Raw genomic sequence first — 23,112 nt, 5'->3', positions numbered from 1 at the left:
TCTTAAGGCAGCATGTCGTTTATGATTTTGATTCTACTTGCCGGACCCGTGTTTTGACTATTTACATTCCTTCCCGTTATTGCCTGAAGCTACGATTCTGAAAAAGTGACAACTTTCTGAACCATGGTACATTCACCGTTCAGATCCCGCGCCGTGGCTGGCTCTTACCTATTGAATAAAAGCAATAAATCATATTGCCCAGCAACCCCATCTTCGTCTCTAATAAGATAGAAAATTGGTAGAAATCTCATAAGTATATGAAAAAAAAGTCAAGATCCGAAAACGGATCTTGACTTGTGAGGTGCGCTGAAACGTTCACTTTATCTAACACAAATAAGACCTTGATTGACTGGGCAATACATTCTTTAATTTAAATTGACTGATGAACATCGAGTTACGATCGCCCCTTTTTGGATAAATGGACTTGAGACTATTAATTCCTTAGGTAGCCATCTATTCATTCTCAGGTTATGTGACATATCCTGCAAGTACATCCTAAGGAGGTGCTCATATTGAAAAGTTCTATTGGAAAATTACACAAAAAACCACTAAAAAGAAATCTCTCATGTTGTAAAGGGAAAAAGAAAAAAGAAATCGTATGTAAAAAGAGAAAGGTTATCAATCTTTCCTGCCCGCCACCTAGAATCAATGTAACACCTGTGCCTGGACCTCAAGGGCCTCAAGGACCTGCCGGAGCACAAGGTATTCCAGGACCTCAAGGACCGGTCGGAGCACAAGGACTTCCTGGAGCTCAAGGAATTCAAGGGCCTGTTGGACCCGCTGGAGCCCCAGGAGCAACTGGAGCAACTGGAGCGACAGGGCCGGCCGGCGTTTCAGCATTTGCTTTTGTATGTAGTACGGAAACGCAATCTCCTGCCGCTGCTCCAGCACCTGGTGCTCAAGGAGGCGCAGTAACCTTCAACAATCCTCCTATAATTGGAGGAACAGCCCTTACGTTCACTGCTCCTTCAACATTTACTGTCAATGAAACAGGCGTATATAATATAAGTTGGGAGGTATTCCCAACCCCGGGTGTGAATGCATTTGGTTTGTTCTTTGATCCAGATGCAGCCGGTCCGGCAGTTCCAGCCCTGGTTCCTTGCAGCAATTATGGAACGAATGCAGGCAATCAGCCATACCAAGGCCAGGTAGTTGCCTTTTTAACAGCTGGTGGGGTCTTGACCCTGAACCGTATGGACAATATGGGGGCATTAACTTTACAAAGCGCTATCGGTGGAGGTACGCCAACCGTGAGTGCATCTATTGTTATTGAGCGTTTGGCTTAACAATAATTCAACTATTTAACTTAAGGAAAGAATCCGTAGATATTGGGTTCTTTTCTTTTTTTTCATAAATCCCCATCCAACTGAAATAATTTCATCGATCTTGATCCAATATGCGGCTTAATGACATCGAGACTGGGCTCTTACCTGCTCGACGAGGTTTTGGTATATGATCACGAATTGACATGCGGGAGGTAAACTTTTACAATACGGACTAGAGTTACCCAACGAAAATGAGGAAGCACCCTTTTCGAATCTTGGATGTTCTATTACGATTCAATCCACTGATATCTGAAGAGAGGTGCTTTCATTTATGTACGGAAAACTTCATAGCGCTTGCTTGCACGGCATTGACGGGGTTGTCATCCAGGTGGAGGTGGACCTGGCGAACGGGCTGCCCCAAACCTCTATCATCGGTCTGCCCGATTCCTCCATTCGCGAATCGATTGAGCGGGTACGGGCAGCAATTAAGAACTGCGGTTTTACCTATCCCTTAAAACGGGTAACCGTCAATCTTGCACCGGCTGATCTGCGCAAAGAGGGCTCTTCCTTCGATCTGGCGATCGCCGTCGGCATATTGCTAACAAGCGAGCAATGGACCTTTGCGAATGCCGGAGAAATGTTGATCCTGGGCGAACTTGCTCTGGACGGTACGCTTAGGCCCATTACAGGGGTATTGCCCATGGTAGAGCAAGCGAAAAAGGAAGGGTATGCCGGAGTTCTTCTTCCGCGCGAAAATGCTCCGGAAGCCACACTGATCGGCGGTATTGAGGTTTATGGGCTTCAGCATTTAAAGGAGCTTGTCCAGGAAGGACCCGATGATCACAGCCAAAATAGTGAAACTGGGGGAGCTACAAGCTATACCGTTTCGCTGTCCAAGCTCAAATATGATCGGTCAACGCATTTAAGCAAAACACAAGGGGACGGCCTGCAGGACAAGCAGCTGGAAGACTATAGAGATGTAATTGGTCAGCAGCATATCAAACGCGCCCTGACCATCGCAGCTGCAGGCATGCACAACATTCTGCTTATTGGGCCCCCGGGTACTGGAAAAACGATGCTTATGAAGCGCCTCCCTACCATACTGCCGCCGCTGGCGGATCAAGAAGCGTTGACTACAACGAAAATCTTCAGCGCTGCCGGAAAGCTAAAGCCATCCGATGGGTTGATGACAAGACGTCCCTTCCGGTCTCCTCACCATACCATTTCGGCCGGCGGGCTCATCGGAGGCGGCACCATTCCGAAGCCGGGAGAAGTCAGTCTGGCCCATAAAGGCATCCTGTTCCTGGACGAGCTTCCTGAGTTCTCGAGGCATGTGCTGGAGGTGCTGCGACAGCCCCTGGAGGATCGTGAAGTAACCATCAGCCGGGCACGGGCGGTATTTACCTTCCCGGCGCATTTCATGCTCGCTTGTTCGATGAATCCCTGTCCGTGCGGTTATTACGGCAGTGATCACCCCCATCAGCGCTGCACGTGCAGCGTTACACGAATTGCTCAATACCGCGCTAGAATATCGGGGCCCTTGATGGATCGGATCGACCTTCAAGTGGACGTGCCGCGGCCCAAGGAATGGCCGGGGAACGCGATACCTATATCCTCAGAGCAAATGCGGGATCAAGTCTATGCGGCACAAACGATTCAATTGAAACGCTACAGCAGGCTCCCGTTCAGCTGGAACAGTGAACTGTTCGGCAGCTTCCTGAGGAAGCATGCCATACTGGACAAGGACTCGGCAGAGCTTCTGCAAGCGACAATCGATACGCTGGGCCTGAGCATGCGCGCTTACGACCGCATCCTGAAGCTGGCCAGAACCATCGCCGATTTGGAGGCATCCGATGAAATACAGAGCCAGCACGTTGCAGAAGCGATTCAATATCGTCAGCTGGATCGACAATATATCACCGCCGAAGAAACAACTCGTTTATGAAATGTAGTCTTTAGCCCACGGGGGAAGCGAAGTACTTCGAGCCGCGACATGCCCTGTTTAATTTTTATGTCTCCAATGTCGAAGAAGCTTATCAGCATCTGAAAGAAAACGGAGTACGTGTCGATACCATCCTGGAGTACGGCGCAACCTATTTCACTTTTTATGATCTGGATAACAACGGTCTGGAAGCTTGCTCCTATTGAATAAATAACCTGTCCTATGCAAAGAAGGTGATGGAGCTCAGCTCCTATCACCTTCTTCTTTATTGTAATTCTTATGGATTCTTTGGATCGCATCCATCTAAAATGCATTCTCGATATGATCCATCGAGACAAGCGTCAGATCTGCCCGAAGCATAACCGAGATAACATCAAACCGGATCGGCCGTTCATAATAACGCTTATGATGAACGTACTGCTGGGCCGTGTTCCGGACCTGCATCACTTTACGGGCGTTCACGGACTCGGAAGGCGTACCGAAGCTGGTCGTTCCGCTCCGGCTTCTGACCTCAATCACCACAAGGGTCTCCCCTGTTTCGGCAACGATGTCCAATTCTCCGGTGCGGCAGCGCCAATTCCGGTCCAGAACCCGGTATCCTTTTTCAATCAGGGCAGCGGCCGCCAGCTCTTCGGCAGCCGCTCCCTTTTGTTTGCGGTTGTCCTTTTTTCCGGATGGCGAGGTCATTACGGCATTATCCCTCCATCCTTCGCTTGACGATCCGCACGATAAACATATGTCAGCACTTCCGCAACCAGCTGGTACAATTCCTCCGGAATCTGCTGATCCAGATCCAGCTTGGAGAGAATCTCCACCAAAGCGGCATCTTCCTGGACAAGGACGCCATGCTCTTTGGCTTTGTCTAATATAGACTCCGCCAGTTTCCCTTGTCCTTTGGCAACCACAACCGGCGCTTCGCTCTCGCCGGGCGTATATTTAAGGGCGACCGCCTTTTTCATGGCCGTTAGTTCCCCTTGCTCTTTCTCAAGCTTATTCATATTCGCATATCCACCCCTTTGTAGGTTTGCGGGGTGTATTCTGCTGCCGTTCCCTGCACGGACGTGTCTGAAGTAGGCGGCGCAGCTTGGGGCAGCGGTTCTGTTTTTACGCTGAGCAATTGGTAGCCGATAGACGAAACAGCCTGAGCCAACTCTTCCTTTTTCCCCTCAAACAGCTCAGCGGCATAACTTTGATCATTCCGAAAGTTAAGGCTGACAATCCGGTCAACGACCTGCACATCGATCAAGGTCGGACCCAGAAATTTCATGTCCAAGTCGAACAACAGCCTGCAGTTGGTTGCATCCAGCTCACCTCTGCGGCCTCTGCGTGATTGAATATGTACGGATGCAGTCTGTTCCCCGTCGGCCCCATGCAGGGGTATGAACATCGTGACCTGTGCGAACGGAGCCGTTCGATCGGTGTTTAGCAAGAGCTGCTGGCCCGTTAAATGCTGAACGACTTGCTGTGCCGCTTCCTTTAGGGCAGGCGGCGCATCCTGGCTGGATAACACCTGAAGCAACACTCCCTTCAGCGTGTCTTGCAGGGCAAGCGCCGATTCACCCGATGGCGTTGAGGCCATGACGGCTTGCTGTACGCCTAAGGCGATATTCTGCTGGCCGGATGGCACAACCGGCTGTGTTAAGCCCGGCTGATTCACGGCACCGGCCTGAGCATTCGGGACAGCTTGCTGGTTCGCATTCGCCGCACTCCCTGTCGTGGCGAGGGCCCCTGGTGTAATCGCTGCTGAGCCACTGCTGCCAGGGGCAGGGGTTGCTGGCAGGGATCCCGCTTGTCCGCCTGCTTGACCTGCAGCAGCAGCGGTTGGCTGAGCTGCAGGGGGCGGCGGTGCAGCAGCTCCCGCAGCTGGAGCAGGAGCGGGTGCTGGCACAGCCGCATTCGCTCCGGGCGCGGCGGCGCCGGGAGCCGCGCCCGCGGCCGTGCCGCTGCCGGGCAGCCCGGCCCCCGGCTGCCCGGCAGGTGCTGCGGCGCTGCCCGTGCGCGCCGCTTCGCCCGCGGGGCCCGTACCGGCCCCGCGCAGGGCTTGCTGCTCGTGCTCCGCACCGAGCAGCTTCAAGCCCCGCCCCCCCCACGGCTCCGCGCCGGGGGTGGGCGGCTTTGGCGAAGGGCCTGCGACCCCTTCGCCTAGAGCTGCCGCCGGCCCCGTGGGCACGGCGGCGGGTTGTCCGGCGGCAGGCGTTGCCGTGCCGCCGCTGGCCCATGGCTGCGCGAGCTCGCCGCGCAGCTGCTGCAGCAGGCCTTGCAGCTTGGTCAGCAGCGCCTGCTGACCTGAACCGGCCTGCGCTGTACTGCCAGCGGCACCGTTCGCCGCTGCTGCTTGCTGCTGAGCGGCAGCGGCTCCTTCTCCGCCAGCTGCCGTCGGAGGCGCAGCGGATGCTGCATTTTTCCCCGCAGCGGATGCGTCTCCAATACCGTTGCTTAAAGCAGACGCCAGCTGCTGCTCCAGCGACTGCAGCAGCTGATGCAGCTGGGGTCCGAATACCGCCTGATGCAGTCCCTTCACGCTTTCGGGGGTAATCGGCAGTCCGCGGTGAAACGCGATCGCAGCCGACTCCGCCCATTCTGCCGCGGGAATCTGCGGAGGCTTCACGGCCAATGCCTCACGGAACATGGCGATATTGTCCTTCGTCAGCGGGACTCCCGCGTTCTGCATACCCTTGATCATTTCGCGGTTTTCCTTCGTATCCGGAAGACCGGCAAAATCCAGAACCTCAGCCATGGAAGAAGGGGACAGCGGCTGTCCTGGCGTTTGACTAAGCGGCTTGAGAACGGCCGTCCCTCCCTCTCCTGGCGGCTGAACCTGTAGAAGAGCGGTTTCCCCGGCTCGAAGCGGCGTTTCCAGCTTCGCCTTCACTTGAACACCCTGGATCTGCACCACAGCTTCCTGCCCGTCCTCCGATACGTTCATAACGACACCGCGAACGACCTGACCCGGCTTAAGTTCCAACGTCTTGGCGTCTCCCGGCTTCTGCTCGCCCAGGAGTCCGCGAATCAACGATCCGATGTTCACGATAGTTCCTCCCACACCTTCTGTATACCTTATATATCGGCAGCAGCCCGCCTTTTGACGAGGGCGGGCTGCATCGAAATCTAGAATAGGGACAATTGCTCAATCTCCATACTTTTCAGAAAACTTCTTCTGTGCATCGCGGTAGGTCCGTGCAGCTGCAGCTGTTCACGGTGAAACTTGGTAGCGTAGCCTTTATGTACGGCAATTCCATATTCCGGATAACGCGCCTCCCATTCCCCTTCGCACAATCTGTCGCGAGTAACCTTGGCAATAATGGAGGCCGCGGCAATGGACTGACTGTTAGCATCGCCTTTGATGATGGCACGCTGGGGAATATCGCATTCCACCTTCTCGGCATCAACAAGCAGAAACTGGGGAGTAACAGCCAATTGCTCGATCGCCATCTTCATGGCAAGCCTTGCGGCTTGTTTAATGTTGATGCGGTCAATCGTTTCCGCATCCACCAAACCAACGCCGACCGCCAGTGCCTGTTCCATAATGAGATCATAGAGGGTCTCCCGCTTCTTGGCACTGAGTTTCTTCGAATCGTTAATTCCTTCAATGACCAGCCCCTCCGGCATAATGACCGCTGCAGCGACCACGTCGCCGAACAAACAGCCTCGGCCGACCTCGTCGATGCCTGCAATATGTATATAACGGCTCCAATACTCTCGCTCGTACATTAATAAATCTGTCATAGGTTTAACCCCTTTGGTTCCGAATTACCGTTTGTTACCTATTCGTGCACACGGTGTAACCCATCTATTCTATCAATCTAGTAACTCTTCTAGATTATCACACTCGCCACAGAGCGTCACCCTTTTATCCCTGCCCGCATCCCGGCAGGAATTGGTTCGTCCATCGCCGAACCATCGGTTATCATCCCCGAAAAAAAAAGAGCTGCCGGCATCGGCAGCTCTTTCCCTTATTCGATGATCGATCCCTCCATTTCATTGCCAAGCCGCCACCTCTGACGATCCGAAGCGGCATCCGGCACATTCAATTCCAGCCCCGCACCGTCAGCATTCACGGCAAGGGCCCGGCCATCGTGCACCGATAGGATGGAGACCGTATCATCTTCCTGACGTTTCACTCTCCATCGCTGATTGTTATAACCGAGATACGTGTATAGCTGAATCCGGTTCTGCCCGGTATCGACATCCAAAGCCTTCCCTTCCGGCGTGCGAATGGAATAGGTGCCTTCCTCTCCTGTTGGTACCAATACCCATAGCGGGTTGCCCGTACCCGCTGATTCCTTCACGGTAACGGGTTCGCCGTTTACGGATTTCTCGGTATAGATCACTTGGTTCACGGCTTCGTTCGTGAAGCTGGTTTTCGTAAGATGAGCTTCAGACGAATGACGGACGTAGACATTTTGATAGGAAGCCTGTCCGCCGAACACATTGACGCCAAAATTCCCTTCGGCAAATGTCCCGTCCATCACATCGATCACCTTCTTCCCGTCCACGTCGACCTGAATATGCGGACCTTTCGCTTCAATCCTCAGGTGATAGGTTCTTCCCCCTTGGATAAATTCAGGGACTTTGGCCAGTACCTGACGTTCCTCAAATCGACCTTCAATCTTGTAAAAGAGTCGAACAGCCTTCATACCAGGGTCCAGATTCAGATAATATCCACTGCGGCCATCCTCGCTTGCCCGAAACAGCATGGATCCTGCACCGCCTGCTTCCCCAAGCCGCATGTCCCCTTCAAACGTGAAGTCGCCTGCCTTCTCTTCCGCCATATAATTGGCATCGCTTGGATGGCTGCCCCGGATTCCATGCTCGGTAACGACCCACTTCGAAGCCTTAAGATCCGGTTTCCACCCCGTCAGATTCGTCAGAAATGTTCCGCTCGTAACCAACACGCGGGTGCTCGCTGATATCTTTCCGTTTGGAGTTGAGGCGGTAATGATGACTTCTCCCGCATTCACCGCTTTTAATACGGCATGAGTGTCATCGGATGAAACAATCCGGACGGTATCGGGATGACTGGATGTCCATACCAGAGGTTTCTTCCCGTTGCCCCGGACACGATCCACAGTTGCGTACAGCGATTCGGTCTGTCCCTGGGACAGCTCCAGCTCGTATGAATCCATTAGGATGCGGGAAGCAGGCTCCGATGGATCAAGAGGCCTCCACACGGAATCCAGCTCATGCACCTTAAGGGACTTCAGCTTCACTTGGCCGTCTTGGGTGTAGAAGCTCATCCCCCGTCTGGCCTGATCCGGAAAAATAACGTCCGAGAACAAAACGCTTCCGTCATTGCCAAACACCTCCACTGAAGATTCATCGACATAAATACGCAGCTTAACCACTCTATTTACGGGGTGCAGCAAAGCTTTGTGTTCGGTCGAGAACAAGCTGGAGAAATCCGTGGTTCCCGATGCCGAGCGGTCTATGAACATATGATGCGTGGCGTTGTTATAACCGACCACCGTCTGTTGTCCGCCGCCTTCCCGCAGTCGGAAGCCGAATTCCAGCTCGCTGCTGTCTAATGGAATCTCGATTTCCGCCTCGATTTCAAACGCGCCGGCCTGAATTCCCTTTAACACATTCTGCGAGGACTCCGTAACTTCCCTGTTATTCACATGGATTACCGTATTCCGGAGGGTTTCTAGCTCAGAGATTGGAGACTGGTGCAGACGTATTCCCTCACTCGTCGTTCTGAGCGACAACTCTCTAGGGATGGTCAGTTGACCCTTCCAGCCCGAAGTCGGAAAATTGAAGGGATAATCCCAGTTCGTCATCCATGCCAGCATGATTCTTCGATTGTCCGGCAGGTCGGAGAAGGACATGGAGGCGTAGAATTCCTTGCCCCAATCCGTTCTCAGCACGGTCCCCGCCGTATGATCATTCATAAATTTGCCGTCTGGCGTCACATCGCCGATAAAATATTCCGCATCGGAGCCTTGGGTGTTCGGATTAGCGCCGCTGCTGATCATCAACACCCATTTGCGCTGACCGGAGCCGTCCACGGCAAGCTGAAACAGATCCGGGCATTCCCACACGCCTCCACGGATATATTCCCCATACCCGAAACGGTCCGTTAAGGTCCAATCGACAAGATTGTCGGAGATATAGAAGCGGATATGGTCTCCCCCTGATACCACCATGATCCAGCGGTTGTTGGCTTCATCCCGAACCACTTTGGGATCGCGAAAATCCCATCCTCCCGGATCCTCGCCCTGTTTGCCCGGGTTCTCGATGAGGATCGGCCGTTCCTTCGAATACGTCCAGGTCCGTCCGTGATCGGTGCTGTAAGCCAGTCCGATCTTCTGATTTCCGCCCGGCCGATCAGGATTGAAGGATGTGTAGTAGGCAATGAGTCCTTTGCCTCCGGAATCCCCGAACAGACCTGAAGCGTTCGTTGTATCGGCTACGGCGGAACCCGACCAGACATGTCCGAGATCGTTCCAAGGCAGTGCGATCGGCAGCCTGTTCCAATGCACCAGATCCCGGCTTACCGCATGCGCCCACTGGCCTCCGTCCTGATGGAAGAGATGATACTCCCCTTCGAAATAGACCAATCCGTTCGGATCGCTTGCCGAGCCTCGGATTGGGCTATAATGATACTGCGGGCGGTATTCCTCCGTATAATAATCCGCCATTGGGGTTACGTACACGTCCTGAAAGTAAGCAGTTCCGGACTTTACCTTCATCCCGATCGATCCGCCCGCGTAACTACTGTCGGATACGCGGATCGCAGCGGGTTCGTAACCATCTACAGCGATTTGAATGCTGTCTTCGGAGACGTGGATCTCCACATGATGCGCACTTGTGGGCAGGCTTGGGTAGGTACGGCTCGATGCGCCGATCACCTTTCCATCCGAAGTTTCCAGCGTTACCCGCACCTGATCATCCTCTCTCCTGAATACGGCCTCGTATCCCTCCGTTCCTTGATCGTTCCCTCTCCAATAGAACCCGGCTTCAGCCAGCTCCCCTAATATGATATTGCCTTCCAGCACATAATCCGCAGCCGCATTCTTATAGATCCTGCAGGCTTCAAGCCCTTCTGATGCCGTGCCCTTAAGGCCTTTGATATCAGGCTGCCAATCTCCGCTCGTAACTGCCGGATCGAACAGATTACCTTTCCACTCGCTCACCTTGATGTTTTGAAACAGCGCGGAACCATCCCACACATGAAGACCCAAGTATCCTGTGGAATATGCCGTATCATTGACATCAATCATAGGTTCATATTGACTTCCCCAGTATACCTGGATTTGGTTCCCTACCGCCTTAACCTTGAGGTGAACGATATCTCCTTGACTTAATGAAACCTTTTTTTCTACCTTTATTCTCCCGCTATCTTCACGGGCATCCTTGAGACGAACCAAGCCTGCGCTTGGCACAATTTGCAGCATATACGATGACCAGCCATCAACGCTTGAGCGAAAGACCAGCGAAGCGTCTGCTTGCATATCCGTGATCATCACGTCGGCTTCATACACAAAATCATCCGCTCTTGTTGCGGAAATCGCGGCTGCGTTCTCACCTGGATCGGAGCTAAGCCGTAGTCCTTCAGCCGTATGTTCCATCTTGCCATTCCCCTTCAACTGCCAGCCTTCAAGGTTGGTATTCACATTGGATGCGCTTTCAAAAATGGTGCCCCCTCCTTTCTCTTTCATAGCTGCAGACTCATCTTGGACCGCTGAAGCCCATGCCGATCCCGGAGTAACGCTTGCCGCCAGCATCACGGTCATCATGATCGCAGACACCATGCGCATCATCACCGTATGTATATCCTGCGATAATTTCATATATCCACCTCTCTTCGATTCTTTACCACGCGTTATATAGGAAGGAACAGCCCGATCAATCGGGCTGCACCTCCTCAAGACGAGCCTGTTTATGATTGTGAATCTTGCCATGCCTGTATTCCCAGAGCCAATGCCCCGCACAATCCGGATTGGGTGCCTAATCCCGGTGGAACAATATAATTCCCAATATGGTGTATGATTTCGTCAGCAAGCACATACCCGTTCAAATTGCGCCGCACCTCTGCACGAATGAGGGGATACAACTGAGCTTGCTGCATAACGCCGCCGCCCAGTATGATTTTCTGCGGGGAATTCGTCAGAATCAGTCCTGTTATAGACTGCGCTAAATAATAGGCTTCTACTTCCCAAGCGGGATGGTCGGCTGGCAGCAGCTGCCCTTTCAACCCCCATCGGGCTTCAAGCGCCGGACCTGCTGCCATTCCTTCCAAGCAATCCCCATGATAGGGACAGGTTCCTGCAAAGGCATCTTCGGGATGACGTCTAACGGGAACATGCCCACCTTCGGGATGAAGCAGTCCATGTACAAGCCGGCCTTCGGAATATAGGCCTACCCCGAGACCAGTACCCACCGTATAATAAGCGCAGCTGTTCAGTCCCTTGGCTGCTCCCCAAGTCGCTTCTCCCAAAGCGGCAGCATTGACATCCGTATCCCAGCCATAGGGTATGTCCATATGCGACTTCATCTTGCCGAGGACATTGATCTGCGACCAGCCTGGTTTCGGTGTGGAAGTTACATAACCATAAGTTGGGCTATCCGGTTTCAGATCGATGGGACCAAATGACCCGATGCCAATGGCTTCTACCTGATGATCTTGAAAATACGAAACCGCTTTGGACAATGTGTCTTCCGGCTGCCCTGTCGGAAAGCTGATGCTGTCCTCAACGATTCCATCTTTGCTTCCAATGCCGCAGACAAATTTGGTGCCGCCCGCTTCTATCGCTCCAATACGCATATCGCTGGTTCTCCTTGCCATTTATCCATTCATTTAACGTTAACTAACCTCTAGAAGAAAGATCATAGATGTGCAGCGATTTTATGACCTTCCGGTCATCATCGGCAAACACGGTTACCCCCGTAGATGCAGGATCAGGATAAATCAAATCCGTGATTACCGCCTGCCCGCGATCCGCGAACAATTCCACGGACGACCGGTCCACGAATATCCGCAGCTCCAGGAGTGCGCCCGTAACCCGTAGTGACGCCATGTGCTTCCCGGAAAAATCTTCATGGAAATCAGCCAGCCCTGAACGGGTGCGATCCACATAAACTTCGTTTGTCTTGGCATCCCAGCCGACAACCGTCTCTTGGCCCGGACCTACCCTTACTTTAAACCCAAGCGAAAACGCTGCATCGAAGCGGACATGAATTTCGCAGCTCTCCAGCCGTACATCGGCTAACCGGGCAGCCGCTTCATCCACGATTACATCATGGAAGGATCGTACTTCATTTCGGTACGCTTCCATTTCACGGATCGGCTGCTGCGTTACCGCGACTTCGCCTTCCAGCGTCTCCAGCTTGAGTTCCCGGACCAAGGTCATGGCCCCCCTCCAACCATCCGTTGGCGTCAGGTTGGCGTATTTCCAATTGCTCATCCAGCCGATGAACAGCCTTCTGCCATCCGCTGCCGGAATGTCCGACCAGCTGACCCCGGCATAATTATCTCTGCCGTAATCCAGCCACCGCACATCACCTCTGGATCGTTCATCCGGCAGAAACGTTGTCCCGTCAAAGTTTCCAATGAAATATTGCGTTCTGGAGCCCTCAACATAGGCCGGATCATCGCCAATGCTGACCAGCATGACCCATTGGGCTTGACTATCTTCCGTAGAAAGAGGGAACAGATCCGGACATTCCCAGACTCCATCATGAAATCCGATGCCTTCGCCAAACTCGCTGGCAAAGGTCCATTCTTTTAAATTCGAAGATCGATAGAGGCATACCGTCTGCCCGCACGCAACAATCATCACCCATTGCGATGACGGCTCATGCCAAAACACTTTGGGATCCCGGAAATCAACATAGGTGTCATGCCTAAGGACCGGATTACCTTCATATTTGGTCCAGGTCCTCCCATTATCCTTGCTATACGCAAGACTTTGGCACTGAACGATTTGATTTGCGCCCGTCGAATCGTCATGGTGCGTAAAGATTGCCACAAGGCCGGGCTCTTGATCGAAGAACCCGCTGGAATTGTTCCAGTCCACAACCGCACTGCCTGAAAAGATCGTGCCGTGTTCATCCGGCGCTAAAGCGATGGGAAGCTCTTCCCAGGACACCAGATCCTTGCTGACCGCGTGTCCCCAATGCATGGGCCCCCAGGTTGTGCCCTTGGGATGATGCTGATAGAACAAATGGTATTCTCCTTTAAAATAGACCATCCCGTTCGGGTCATTCATCCAGTTCTCCCGGGGAGAGTAATGATAGGCATTTCGGTAATTTTCAAGTTTGATGTTAGACATTGGCTGTACTCCTTCATTATCGTAATCAGGGATATACGGCCGTATTTGGACTGATATTCCTTACACGGCCGTTTCACTTTATGAGTTTATTTCATATTTCGGTCATAACCCGTTTGCTTGATCGTCAGCCATTCCTGGAGTCCCAGTCGATCCAGCTCCTTCAGGTAGGCGTCCCAATTCCTGATTCACTTTCCCATTCTGATACCATTCGGTACGCATTCTTTCCAGGTAAGGAAACAAGTCCGCTTCAATCGTGGATAAGCGGTCCAATTCCTCGATGGAGAAAAATACTTTCGGGTACGTATTCTCCGCCTTCATGTGCGGTACCATGACATCCTTCATCAGTTTTAATCTCCATGCCGCATCATCCGGCATCGTGGTGTATTTGCCATAATACTCGTCCAAGATCGCAAGCGGGCCCGCAATACTTGTTTTTTGTCTGAGCTCTACAGGCGCCGTGCCTTCAAGCGGAAGATGCTTCAGCATCCCTTTGGCTTCGTCCAGCTCAAAAATATTTTGCTGGGTATCGTCACCGTAAGTTCCCCAGTTGTTCTGAACCGATTGGAGCGGTTCATACATCGCGTCAATCCATTTTGCCGTTTCTTCCAGCTTCTTGTTGCTGCTGGTAATGACCAATCTTCCCCGGTCAAGACCGATCCCGTTCGTTCTCGTTACATTGATCTCGCCGGATGGTCCTGCAAGCGGCGGCATCAGATCATATGTATCATTCATGCCTGTGATGTTGGCTTTATCCCAAGTAAAATACATCCCGTACCGGTGGTCTTTGCCTTTGGCCAAGTAGGTGTTCCAATCCTGCTGGAATGCTTCGATATCGATAAGTCCCTCTTTGTATAATTCATGGATGAAGTTGATTGCTTCCTTATACCCCTCCTCTGCGGCGGTAAACACCACCTTCCCGTCATCCGTAACAACGGTGTGGTCCCAATTCTCGCCCAAGCCGAATGAAGCAAACAGGAATGTCAGATCCTCGCCGCCCGGCTTATTAATGAAGGAAAGCGGTATTTCATCCGCCTGCCCGTTGCCGTTCGGATCTTGGGTTTTGAACGCTTTCAATACGGTTTTCAGCTCTTCCGTCGTAGTTGGCATGTCCAGCCCCAAGGCGTCGAGCCACTCCACGTTAATCCAGGGGAAGTTATCCACCGATTGAATCCGTTCTTTCCCTGAGCCCAACTCCTCGATCCATGGAAAAGAATAGATATGTCCATCCGGCGCCGTAATCATATTGACGTATTCCGGAGCTTCCTCCAGCACCTTCTTCAAATTCGGCATATGCTGTTCGATTAAATCCTCCACGGGAATGATGACTCCGTCCTTTGCCAGCTTCAGCAGATCGTAATCTCCGTACCCGGCGTCAAAAATGGCATCCGGCAAATCCCCGCTCGCCACGGCCAGATTGCGTTTTTCCGCAAACACATCGCTGGTATAGTTCTTCCACTTGATATGAATGCCCGTCTTCTCCTCCAGCCGCTTGTTGATCAGCTTCTCGTTAGGGTCTGCCGGAGCCAGCGGCGAGCTTTGCGTCAGGACATTCAAGGTCACCTTACCGTCCGGCGACTCTGTTGATGATTCCCCGCTGTTGCCACAGCCGGCCAAGAGCAGCACGGCTGCCAGAGCCGTAAGGGATACCGTTTTTTTACTGATATGTTTCTTTGATCTCTTCTTATTCATATCAATGACCTCCCGAATCATGTATTTGGATAATGACTTTATGTTGAAGGCGACCCGCTATTTAAGCGAGCCTACCATAACACCTTTTTCGAAGTACTTTTGGAAGAACGGGTACATAATCAAAAGCGGAAGACTGGATATCACGATCGCCGAATATTTAATCATCTCCGAGAGCCGTTTCAGCTCCGCCATCGCAAGCTGGTCGCTGATCATGCCGGGCGCCGCCTGATTTTGAATCAGAATCGACCTTAGGACAAGCTGCAGCGGGTGCAGCTTGGGATCGTCCAGATAGATCATAGCGTCGAAGAATGCGTTCCACTGGCCAACGAAGGCATACAGGGCGAGTACAAAGATAATGGGTTTGGACAGCGGAAGAACGATCCGGAAAAAGATTTTCATATCGGAAGCTCCATCCACATTGGCTGCCTCCTTCAGTTCATTCGGCACCCCTTTGAAGAAGGTTCGGGACAAAATGATATTCCACACATTCACCGCACCCGGGATGATCACGGCCCACACCGTATTGAGCATGCCTAGCTCCCTCACAAGCAAGTACGTAGGTATCAGTCCGCCTCCAAAAAATATGGTGATGATGAACAGCGTCATGAAGAAATGGCGTCCGGCCAGCCGGCTTTCCGAAAGTGCGTATCCCGCACAGACCGATACCGTTACCGTTAGTAGCGCAAATGCTGTTGAATACAACACCGCATTGCCAAAACCGCGAAGCATCGCCGGATTGGACAGGATCATCTGATATCCTTCCAGACTCCAATCGGAAATGTTAAAAGATAGTCCTTGATTCAGCAGCACGGTGGGATCCATGAACGAGGCCACCACGATATAAACCAATGGAACGACAACGACCAGTACGGCAAGCGTTAAAAAGATCGCATTTAATGACAACAGAAAGCGGTCGAAGCGTGAGTGTTTGACGGCCATGAGTATGACTCCTTTCCTAGTAGAGGCCTTCGCCTTCATTAAGTTTTCTGACAATAAAATTCACCGTTACGAGCAAAATGACATTGATGACGGAGTTGAATAAACCAACCGCTGCAGAGTACGCGTAATCGCCAGACTGCAAGCCGACCTTGTATACGTAGGTAGCGATAATTTCCGAAGTAGGAAGATTCATCGAGGTTTGCATCAGATAGGCCTTCTCAAAGCCAATCGACATAATGCCGCCTGCCGCAAGTATGAATACAATCGCCATAATCGGCCTTATGGTGGGCAGATCGATATTTCGGATGCGCTGGAGCAGGTTAGCCCCGTCCAGGCTGGCCGCATTATGCAGCTCGGGGTCCACATTCGCAAGAGCTGCCACATAGATAATCGAGGCCCAGCCCGCGCTCTGCCATATATCCGAGAGAATATAAATCCACCTGAAATATTCCGGCTGCGACATAAACATCAGCGGACTTCCCGTCATCCATATGACCCATTGATTGATTGGCCCCGTTGGGGACAAGAAGATAAACAGCATCCCGACAATGACAACCACCGAGATGAAATTGGGTGCGTAAAGAAACAATTGAACATTTTTCTTGACTGTCGCTTTGCGAACCTGATTTAACATAAGTGCAAGCAGGATCGGCACCGGAAAGCTAAAGATAAGACCAAAAAAACTCAATTTAAGCGTATTCATAAAAATGACGTCAAAATTCGGCGAGGCGATAAACTTTTCAAAATGCTTGAGCCCGACCCACTCGCTGCCGAGAATCCCTCTAATGGGACTGAAATCCTTGAATGCGATAACGGCACCGTACATCGGGACGTACTTGAATATAAGGGTCAATATAAGCGCCGGAGCTAGCAGTATGTACAGAAAATAGTTTTTCTTGATAAAAGCTAGCGTTCTTCCTGCAGAGCTCCGTCCCCTGATTCCCCCTGCCCCCTGATGGGCTGGATCCACTGAATTTTCCAAACCTGTTCCCCCGTTCTTTCTAGAGAAGTTTACATATTGCTTACAGAAAAGGCTTTCATTTTTCACTTATGTTGAATGTCGCTTTTACAATTTATCAAATGATGTAACATCAGTCAATAGTTTTTGTAAAAATTAAATTGTGCAATTGACAACAATATTTGTTCATTTATTTCACCTTCTTATCATGAAAATGAGCAGCATAAGCCGTTTTCTTTGCAAAGTTGCGGAGAATCGTTCGTTATTTCCTTGTTTGGTGATGTTTTATCCCCTGTAAATGAATATTGAAGAGAAACACAACAAAACCCGCTATGTTTAAATGTTAACTGAATTGTGCATTTGTAAAGTTGAGGTTGCTATTTTAGCTAATCTATTATACATTTGATTTAAGATATTCAGAGGTCATTAGCGACTGGAAGAAACTGCGGACCTTAGTATGAACTTGATCATTTGAGGAGAAATCAGATACATGTCGAAAGAAAAAGTCACAATTCAAGATATTGCCGATGCACTGGGGATTTCCAGAAATACGGCCTCCAAGGCGTTGAACGGGAGCGAAAGTATTCCGGACGAGACGCGCAGCAAGGTTATCCGAAAAGCGATTGAACTGAAATACAAACAATTTGCTTTCATGGAGACGGACAATCTGCTGACCAAAAACCCGGGAAATATCGCTCTTCTGACGGCAAATCTTCCGAGCACCTCCCATTTTGGCTCGCGGTTAATCAGCGGGCTTGAGAAACGAATCAGCGCGGAGGGCTATAATCTGTCCATTCATATTGTCCGGGATATCGATCGAAGCTCTCGGACGCTGCCTAACAATTTTGAATCATCCAAGGTCGATGGAATTATATGTATTGAGTTATTTGATATGGAATACACCAAGTTGCTCACAAGCCTTGGGCTTCCTACCGTATTTATCGATTGTGCGGCAGATATGTTCTACCCGGATCTGCAGGCGGATTTACTTCTGATGGAGAATGAACACAGCACCTGTCATATGACCAAGCAGCTCATTGCGCAGGGCAACACGAGCTTGGGATTTATCGGTGATATCCGTCATTGTAAGAGCTTCAATGAACGCTGGGCGGGATTTAATCGGGCTCTGACCGAGAAGGGGATACGGCTGGATTTGGAACAATGTGTTCTGAACCCGGACCGGGAATTTTTCTCTGAGTCCGATTGGATGGACAAACGACTGGGGCAAATGAAACAGATGCCGTCTGCCTTTGTATGCGCCAATGATTTTATTGCGGTCAATGTGATGAAATCGTTAAAAAATAAAAACATCTCCATTCCCGGTGACATTGCGGTGTGCGGCTTCGATAATGCACCTGAATCGCGTATTGTTGAACCTCACTTATCAACTGTACATATATATAGCGATGAAATGGGAATTGCTGCGGCTAACATGCTGTTATCCCGGGTGAAAGAACCGAAGTTACCCTATCAAGTCACGCATATCCAAACGAAGCCGATCTTCAGAGCATCTACCGAGTTACATTAGATGGCATAGAATGAGTGCAGTCTAATCTCCTCTTCCTGTTCTGATCCAGAAAAAATAACCATTCCGCCGTAATCCGGCAGAATGGTTATTTTGGGTTTAATCTGAGTAGAAGGGATCTCTCGTTCACCCTATTGAATCAATAAGGCGATTCCATGGAATAACGCCCAAGCTTGCCTGCGCGAAGCTCACGCAGGAAAATGCCCGAGGCTTTTTCCAGATCGACTCTTCCTCCGCTGACGATGCAGCCTCGTTTTCTTCCGACGGCTTCCATTACCGCAACAATTTCATCCGGGTTATCCAGATCTGTTGGGCGCTCCTTCAGATCAAAGCGCTCGCTCATCGATTCCCAATAATAGTTGGAGAAATATTTGATCGCAAAAAAGGCAATGTCCTCTACGTTCAAAATTTCCTCTTTGATGGCGCCGGTTACCGCAAGGCGGTACCCTACATTCTGATCCTCGAACTTTGGCCACAGGATACCGGGTGTATCCAGCAATTCCATCTCACCGCCGGCAACTTTAATCCACTGCTGCCCTTTCGTGACACCCGGACGGTCTCCCGTCTCCGCGATGTTACGGCCGGCAAGCCGGTTAATCAGCGTGGATTTGCCTACATTCGGTATGCCTACAATCAACACACGCATCGCTCGCGGGTTCATGCCCTTGGCTATTTGTTTGTCGATCTTCTCTTTCAGCAGCAACTTAATCTGGTTCGGAATATCCTTAACACCTGTCCCGGTTGAAGCATCTACAGGAAAGGCGGTTAGGCCGTTTTCCTTGAAATGGACTTGCCACTGCCTTGTAACCTCAGGATCTGCCAAATCGGCTTTGTTCATAATAATGAGCCGCGGCTTGCCCTGCAAAATCTCGTCAATCATCGGATTTCGGCTTGAGAGCGGAAGCCTCGCATCGATCAGTTCAATTACTGCATCGATCAGCTTCAGCTTCTCCTGAATTTGGCGGCGCGCTTTGGTCATATGTCCTGGAAACCATTGTATTGTCAAACGTCGTCACCTCTACTTTGCTCTGCAAACTTTCATCTTTCTATAGCGCCAGGCTAATGGTTGATGAGCCCTATGTCTTTAATCGGCCAGAAGATCAAGTCTGCTCGCCCGATAATATCCCCCAAAGGAACATATCCTATCATACGGCTATCCGTGCTGTTGGAGCGGTTATCGCCCATCACAAACACATGCCCCTCTGGCACAACGCCATCCTGAACGAACGAGTTCGGAAAATCTGTGTTATTGTATAATCTGTTTTCAGCATGGGCTTGATCAATCGCTTCCTGTATGTAGGTTTCATTCACAGGCTCCCCGTTGACAAGCACTTTATCGCCTTCAACTTTAACCGTATCACCAGCAACTGCGATTACGCGTTTAATGAAATCCCTGCCCTCATCAGGTACATGGAACACGATAACTTCTCCACGTTCGGGTTTGCGGATATCATATAAAATCTCGTTGACGATCAGCTTCTGATTGGATACAAAGTTAGGTTCCATGGATGGGCCCTGCACAATAAACGGTTTAAAGAGAAGCCAGCGAATGAGAACGACGAGAACCAGAGCAATGAGAAGAGCCTTCAGCCATTCTACAAGCTCGTTCTTAGCCTTTTTGGCCGGTTTCCCCACGTTGGTTTCAATTGCCTCCTGGTGTTGATCTTTCTCCATAACCCACCGTCCTTCCCTATAGATCGCTTTCGCATTATAGCGATTTTTGGATATACAAAAGGGGCTTGTATATACGCACAAGCCCCTTTTACCGCCTTGTAATTAACGACGAATTTCTTTAATTCTCGCTGCTTTACCGCGCAGTTCACGAAGATAATAAAGCTTCGCACGACGCACTTTACCACGGCGAGCCACTTCGATTTTATCGATTTTAGGCGAGTTGATTGGGAAAGTTCTTTCCACACCAACACCGTAAGAAATTTTACGAACGGTAAAAGTCTCACTGATTCCGCCACCGCGACGTTTAATTACTACACCTTCAAACAACTGGATACGCTCACGAGTTCCCTCGATAACCTTAACGTGTACTTTTAAAGTATCACCAGGACGAAAGCTCGGAATATCTTTACGAAGTTGTTCTTGAGTAATCGCTTGAACGATATTCATCTATGACTCCCTCCTCTCACACAGGTGTTCTTGCATCTTCCGGAAACTCTATGTATTTCCTTCATTATCCGCAGCGGACCACCGTATTCACAACAAAAGAAATAATAACATATTTTGCAGTTCGAATCAAGTATTTTATCTTTACACCCTTATGTATAAACCGGCTTTTGTACCGAGCTCTCGTCCATAAAAAAACCACTTCCAGCATGAAGAATCCTGCCGAAAGCGGTTAGCCTCAACTTAATTTACGGTTTCTTTCGAGTCGTGCATGCCCTTATGACGCTTGCCATAGTATTCAAGGATGTCGTCTACCGTTTGAAATTGGGCTTCTGTATTTTTTGTTTCTTCAATTTTCGCTTCATGTTGTTGTCGATGTTCTGTCATAACAAGATGCCTCCAGTCTCTCTAGTGATTCTCCAGTTACATATTACCCACCAATGCAGGAGTTGTATCAACATGATTAAAAAAATGACACTGAAGTATACAATACTGGACTATGAGCCAATTCTAAAGATAGAAATCCTTGCGCCGGTTTGCAGAGCAGTAATCGATTTGGTTGTTGGCGATAAATTATAGAGCCCAACGGTATTACCTGCACTTAAATTGATCACGGCAGATCCTGAAACTTCGGCGTTGGTTGAATTCGAGTTCATGTTCGCCGCATTAGTCGTATTACCGTTAACAACGATTCCGAAAGCATTCGGCGCAGTCGAACCAGTTTCGAGCGAAATCTGCCAATCAAAGTAGTAGAAACCAGCTGTCACAATGGTCAGGGTCGTGGCACCGTTAAAGGTTACACCTTGAAGCGTGCTTGTTGAAAAAGTAACCGGCGAGTTGGTGGCCACTTTCTGTGCCGTCCCATTACTGGCATAAATCACACTTCCACCCACAAGGACAGGGCCCGTCGGAACGGTTGGTCCGGCAGGGCCTGAGGCTCCAGCTAATCCGGTTACGACCATCGGGCCTGTTGGTCCAGTTGAACCGGTTGGACCTATGGCTCTTGCTGCCCCAGTAGCTCCTGTGGCTCCGGTTACAGCTATTTCTCCGGTCACTCTTGTCAGACCTATAACACCTGTTGACCCGGTCCTGCCTGTCGATCCTGTGCCTCCTGCTGCTCCTGTAGCTGCCGCAGCCCCTGTCTCCGCAGTTACATCTGTGGCGGCCCCTACTTCTTCTGTTGCCTCAGTCGGGCCCGGTGCGCCTGTTACACCTGTGGCGCCTGCTTCTTCTGTAGTTCCCGCAACTCCCGTTCGCCTAGTTACGCCTGTAGCCCCTGTGGCTCCTAGAACGCCTGTCACCCCGGTTACCCCTGTGACCCCTGCTTCTCCTGTAGCCCCGGCAGCCATAGCTCCAGGCGGACCTACTGGCCCGGTTTTTCCTGTAGCTCCAGTTACGCTTGTCGCCCCTGCAGCTCTGATTCCGGCGTCTCCCGTTGCCACGGTCTCGCCTATTGCCTCCGTCGCACCTGTTTCCCCAGTTGGTCCGGTCGCTCCGCTAATCCCACCCGGCACCCCCGGTGCTCCCTCAGGACTTGTTGGTCCTGCAACCTCCCTTGCACCCTTAGGGCCGGTTGCCCCCGGCAAACCGCCCAATCCGGTCGGACCTGTAGTCCCTGCTGCACCTGTTACTCCTATTGATCCTGTCGCAGTCGACGCTCCATTCGACAGTAATGCATTCATTCCATCCGCTGCTTGCAGCCTTTCCAGCTGTTGTTCTGAACTCACTGATCTGGAAGCCTGCTCATTAATGCCTTGGAACACTTCAGCAAGCCGCTGACGCGATCCAACCCCTGGCTTCGTAGTCGCGTCCATGATATATAAAGGTATATTATCCATATGGTTGACTGGTGGAGCGGCTTCCATACTCTGAATCGACTCTATGCAGGATTGGATTTCATGCTGTGAGGCGGCGATGCCCGGACCGATCTCGCTGCCGACTCCAATTCGTTCTCCATACGATTGAATCAACGTCAAAACTTCGTTCAATCTTGTTAAAATCCCTTCCAGATTATCCGCATTGGAAATCCTTGCAATTTGTTGTACGACCAGCCTAAGGCCCCGTCGTTCCCGCAGCGAGAACCTCATGCCCGAGACCAGATCGTTAAGGCTCTGCAATTGTATTTTGATTAGCGTGAAATTCTCATTAACCGGCTGTTCCACAAATGCGCGTAACCGTGATGTTAATTGACGGATCAATGTAACGAATCGAGTGGCTTGGTTCTTTCCGACACGGATTCGCCCGGGTGTAAGTCCCTGAATTACAGCCTTGCTGTCCCTACGTTTCCTTCTTTCTTGCCTCAATCGATTTCACCCCTTACGATCTCATGCATCCGCAAACGCCTATTTATCACACTATTCAATTCATACGATTTTTGTTCTCGGGTGCCAAGCAAGAAACGTGCA

At 50.9% G+C, this 23,112-nt stretch carries 18 protein-coding genes and 1 pseudogene; 4 read left to right on the top strand and 15 right to left on the bottom strand.

The genetic code is table 11. The features are described 5' to 3' along the window. Positions 1-512 precede the first annotated feature (512 nt). The 3 genes from ACETK5_RS06660 to ACETK5_RS06650 all read left to right on the top strand — a co-directional run bounded on the left by ACETK5_RS06660 (position 513) and on the right by ACETK5_RS06650 (position 3,413). On the top strand, positions 513-1,286 hold the full coding sequence (locus ACETK5_RS06660) for a collagen-like protein (protein ID WP_394054745.1): 774 nt from the start codon (positions 513-515) through the stop codon (positions 1,284-1,286). Between the two features lie 310 nt (positions 1,287-1,596). Further along, complete coding sequence (locus ACETK5_RS06655) at positions 1,597-3,210, top strand: YifB family Mg chelatase-like AAA ATPase (RefSeq protein WP_394054743.1); 1,614 nt, start codon at positions 1,597-1,599, stop codon at positions 3,208-3,210. A gap of 53 nt (positions 3,211-3,263) precedes the next feature. Continuing rightward, on the top strand, positions 3,264-3,413 hold the full coding sequence (locus tag ACETK5_RS06650; protein ID WP_326113725.1) for a VOC family protein: 150 nt from the start codon (positions 3,264-3,266) through the stop codon (positions 3,411-3,413). Positions 3,414-3,510: 97 nt separating this feature from the next. Here the strand turns inward: ACETK5_RS06650 and ACETK5_RS06645 are convergent, their stop codons facing one another. The 10 genes and pseudogenes from ACETK5_RS06645 to ACETK5_RS06600 form a co-directional block, all read right to left on the bottom strand. Next, positions 3,511-3,894, bottom strand: a complete 384-nt coding sequence (locus ACETK5_RS06645) for a YraN family protein (protein ID WP_100538151.1) — start codon at positions 3,892-3,894, stop codon at positions 3,511-3,513. Beyond that, positions 3,894-4,205: an EscU/YscU/HrcU family type III secretion system export apparatus switch protein gene (locus ACETK5_RS06640; RefSeq protein ID WP_100538152.1), complete on the bottom strand. Its 312-nt coding sequence runs from the start codon at positions 4,203-4,205 to the stop codon at positions 3,894-3,896. The genes ACETK5_RS06645 and ACETK5_RS06640 overlap by 1 nt, the downstream gene beginning before the upstream one ends. Next, positions 4,202-6,235, bottom strand: a complete 2,034-nt coding sequence (locus ACETK5_RS06635) for a hypothetical protein (protein ID WP_394054740.1) — start codon at positions 6,233-6,235, stop codon at positions 4,202-4,204. Before ACETK5_RS06635 ends, ACETK5_RS06640 begins: the two co-directional genes overlap by 4 nt. A gap of 80 nt (positions 6,236-6,315) precedes the next feature. Then, positions 6,316-6,933, bottom strand: a complete 618-nt coding sequence (locus ACETK5_RS06630; protein ID WP_394054739.1) for a ribonuclease HII — start codon at positions 6,931-6,933, stop codon at positions 6,316-6,318. Positions 6,934-7,160: 227 nt separating this feature from the next. Continuing rightward, on the bottom strand, positions 7,161-10,997 hold the full coding sequence (locus tag ACETK5_RS06625; RefSeq protein ID WP_394054737.1) for a GH32 C-terminal domain-containing protein: 3,837 nt from the start codon (positions 10,995-10,997) through the stop codon (positions 7,161-7,163). An 89-nt stretch (positions 10,998-11,086) separates the two neighbouring features. Further along, complete coding sequence (locus ACETK5_RS06620; protein WP_394054735.1) at positions 11,087-11,971, bottom strand: ROK family protein; 885 nt, start codon at positions 11,969-11,971, stop codon at positions 11,087-11,089. A 43-nt stretch (positions 11,972-12,014) separates the two neighbouring features. After that, positions 12,015-13,478: a glycoside hydrolase family 32 protein gene (locus ACETK5_RS06615; RefSeq protein WP_394054733.1), complete on the bottom strand. Its 1,464-nt coding sequence runs from the start codon at positions 13,476-13,478 to the stop codon at positions 12,015-12,017. An 86-nt stretch (positions 13,479-13,564) separates the two neighbouring features. After that, a pseudogene (locus tag ACETK5_RS06610) lies at positions 13,565-15,167 on the bottom strand (ABC transporter substrate-binding protein). A gap of 57 nt (positions 15,168-15,224) precedes the next feature. Beyond that, positions 15,225-16,106, bottom strand: coding sequence for a carbohydrate ABC transporter permease (locus tag ACETK5_RS06605; RefSeq protein WP_100538159.1), 882 nt, complete (start codon positions 16,104-16,106; stop codon positions 15,225-15,227). A gap of 16 nt (positions 16,107-16,122) precedes the next feature. Further along, positions 16,123-17,046 carry an ABC transporter permease gene (locus ACETK5_RS06600; protein WP_326114107.1) on the bottom strand — a complete coding sequence of 308 codons (924 nt, stop codon included), beginning with the start codon at positions 17,044-17,046 and terminating at the stop codon, positions 16,123-16,125. A gap of 508 nt (positions 17,047-17,554) precedes the next feature. On the opposite strand from ACETK5_RS06600, the gene ACETK5_RS06595 reads away from it, so the two are divergent. After that, positions 17,555-18,592: a LacI family DNA-binding transcriptional regulator gene (locus tag ACETK5_RS06595; protein WP_326114090.1), complete on the top strand. Its 1,038-nt coding sequence runs from the start codon at positions 17,555-17,557 to the stop codon at positions 18,590-18,592. A 136-nt stretch (positions 18,593-18,728) separates the two neighbouring features. On the opposite strand, the gene ylqF is transcribed toward ACETK5_RS06595, so the two are convergent. The 5 genes from ylqF to ACETK5_RS06570 form a co-directional block, all read right to left on the bottom strand. Further along, entirely contained in the window at positions 18,729-19,595 is an 867-nt protein-coding gene (ylqF, locus tag ACETK5_RS06590) for a ribosome biogenesis GTPase YlqF (RefSeq protein ID WP_394054731.1), read from the bottom strand. A 53-nt stretch (positions 19,596-19,648) separates the two neighbouring features. Continuing rightward, complete coding sequence (lepB, locus tag ACETK5_RS06585; RefSeq protein ID WP_036663956.1) at positions 19,649-20,263, bottom strand: signal peptidase I; 615 nt, start codon at positions 20,261-20,263, stop codon at positions 19,649-19,651. 102 nt (positions 20,264-20,365) lie between these two features. Continuing rightward, positions 20,366-20,710 carry a 50S ribosomal protein L19 gene (rplS, locus tag ACETK5_RS06580; RefSeq protein ID WP_015736355.1) on the bottom strand — a complete coding sequence of 115 codons (345 nt, stop codon included), beginning with the start codon at positions 20,708-20,710 and terminating at the stop codon, positions 20,366-20,368. Between the two features lie 240 nt (positions 20,711-20,950). Then, entirely contained in the window at positions 20,951-21,094 is a 144-nt protein-coding gene (locus ACETK5_RS06575; protein WP_164817561.1) for a hypothetical protein, read from the bottom strand. Between the two features lie 110 nt (positions 21,095-21,204). Further along, on the bottom strand, positions 21,205-23,010 hold the full coding sequence (locus ACETK5_RS06570) for a collagen-like repeat preface domain-containing protein (RefSeq protein WP_394054728.1): 1,806 nt from the start codon (positions 23,008-23,010) through the stop codon (positions 21,205-21,207). Positions 23,011-23,112: the final 102 nt, after the last annotated feature.

Source organism: Paenibacillus ilasis, assembly GCF_043195395.1.
GTDB lineage: Bacteria > Bacillota > Bacilli > Paenibacillales > Paenibacillaceae > Paenibacillus_AQ > Paenibacillus_AQ lautus.
This window is presented reverse-complemented; position numbering and strand designations above follow the sequence as displayed.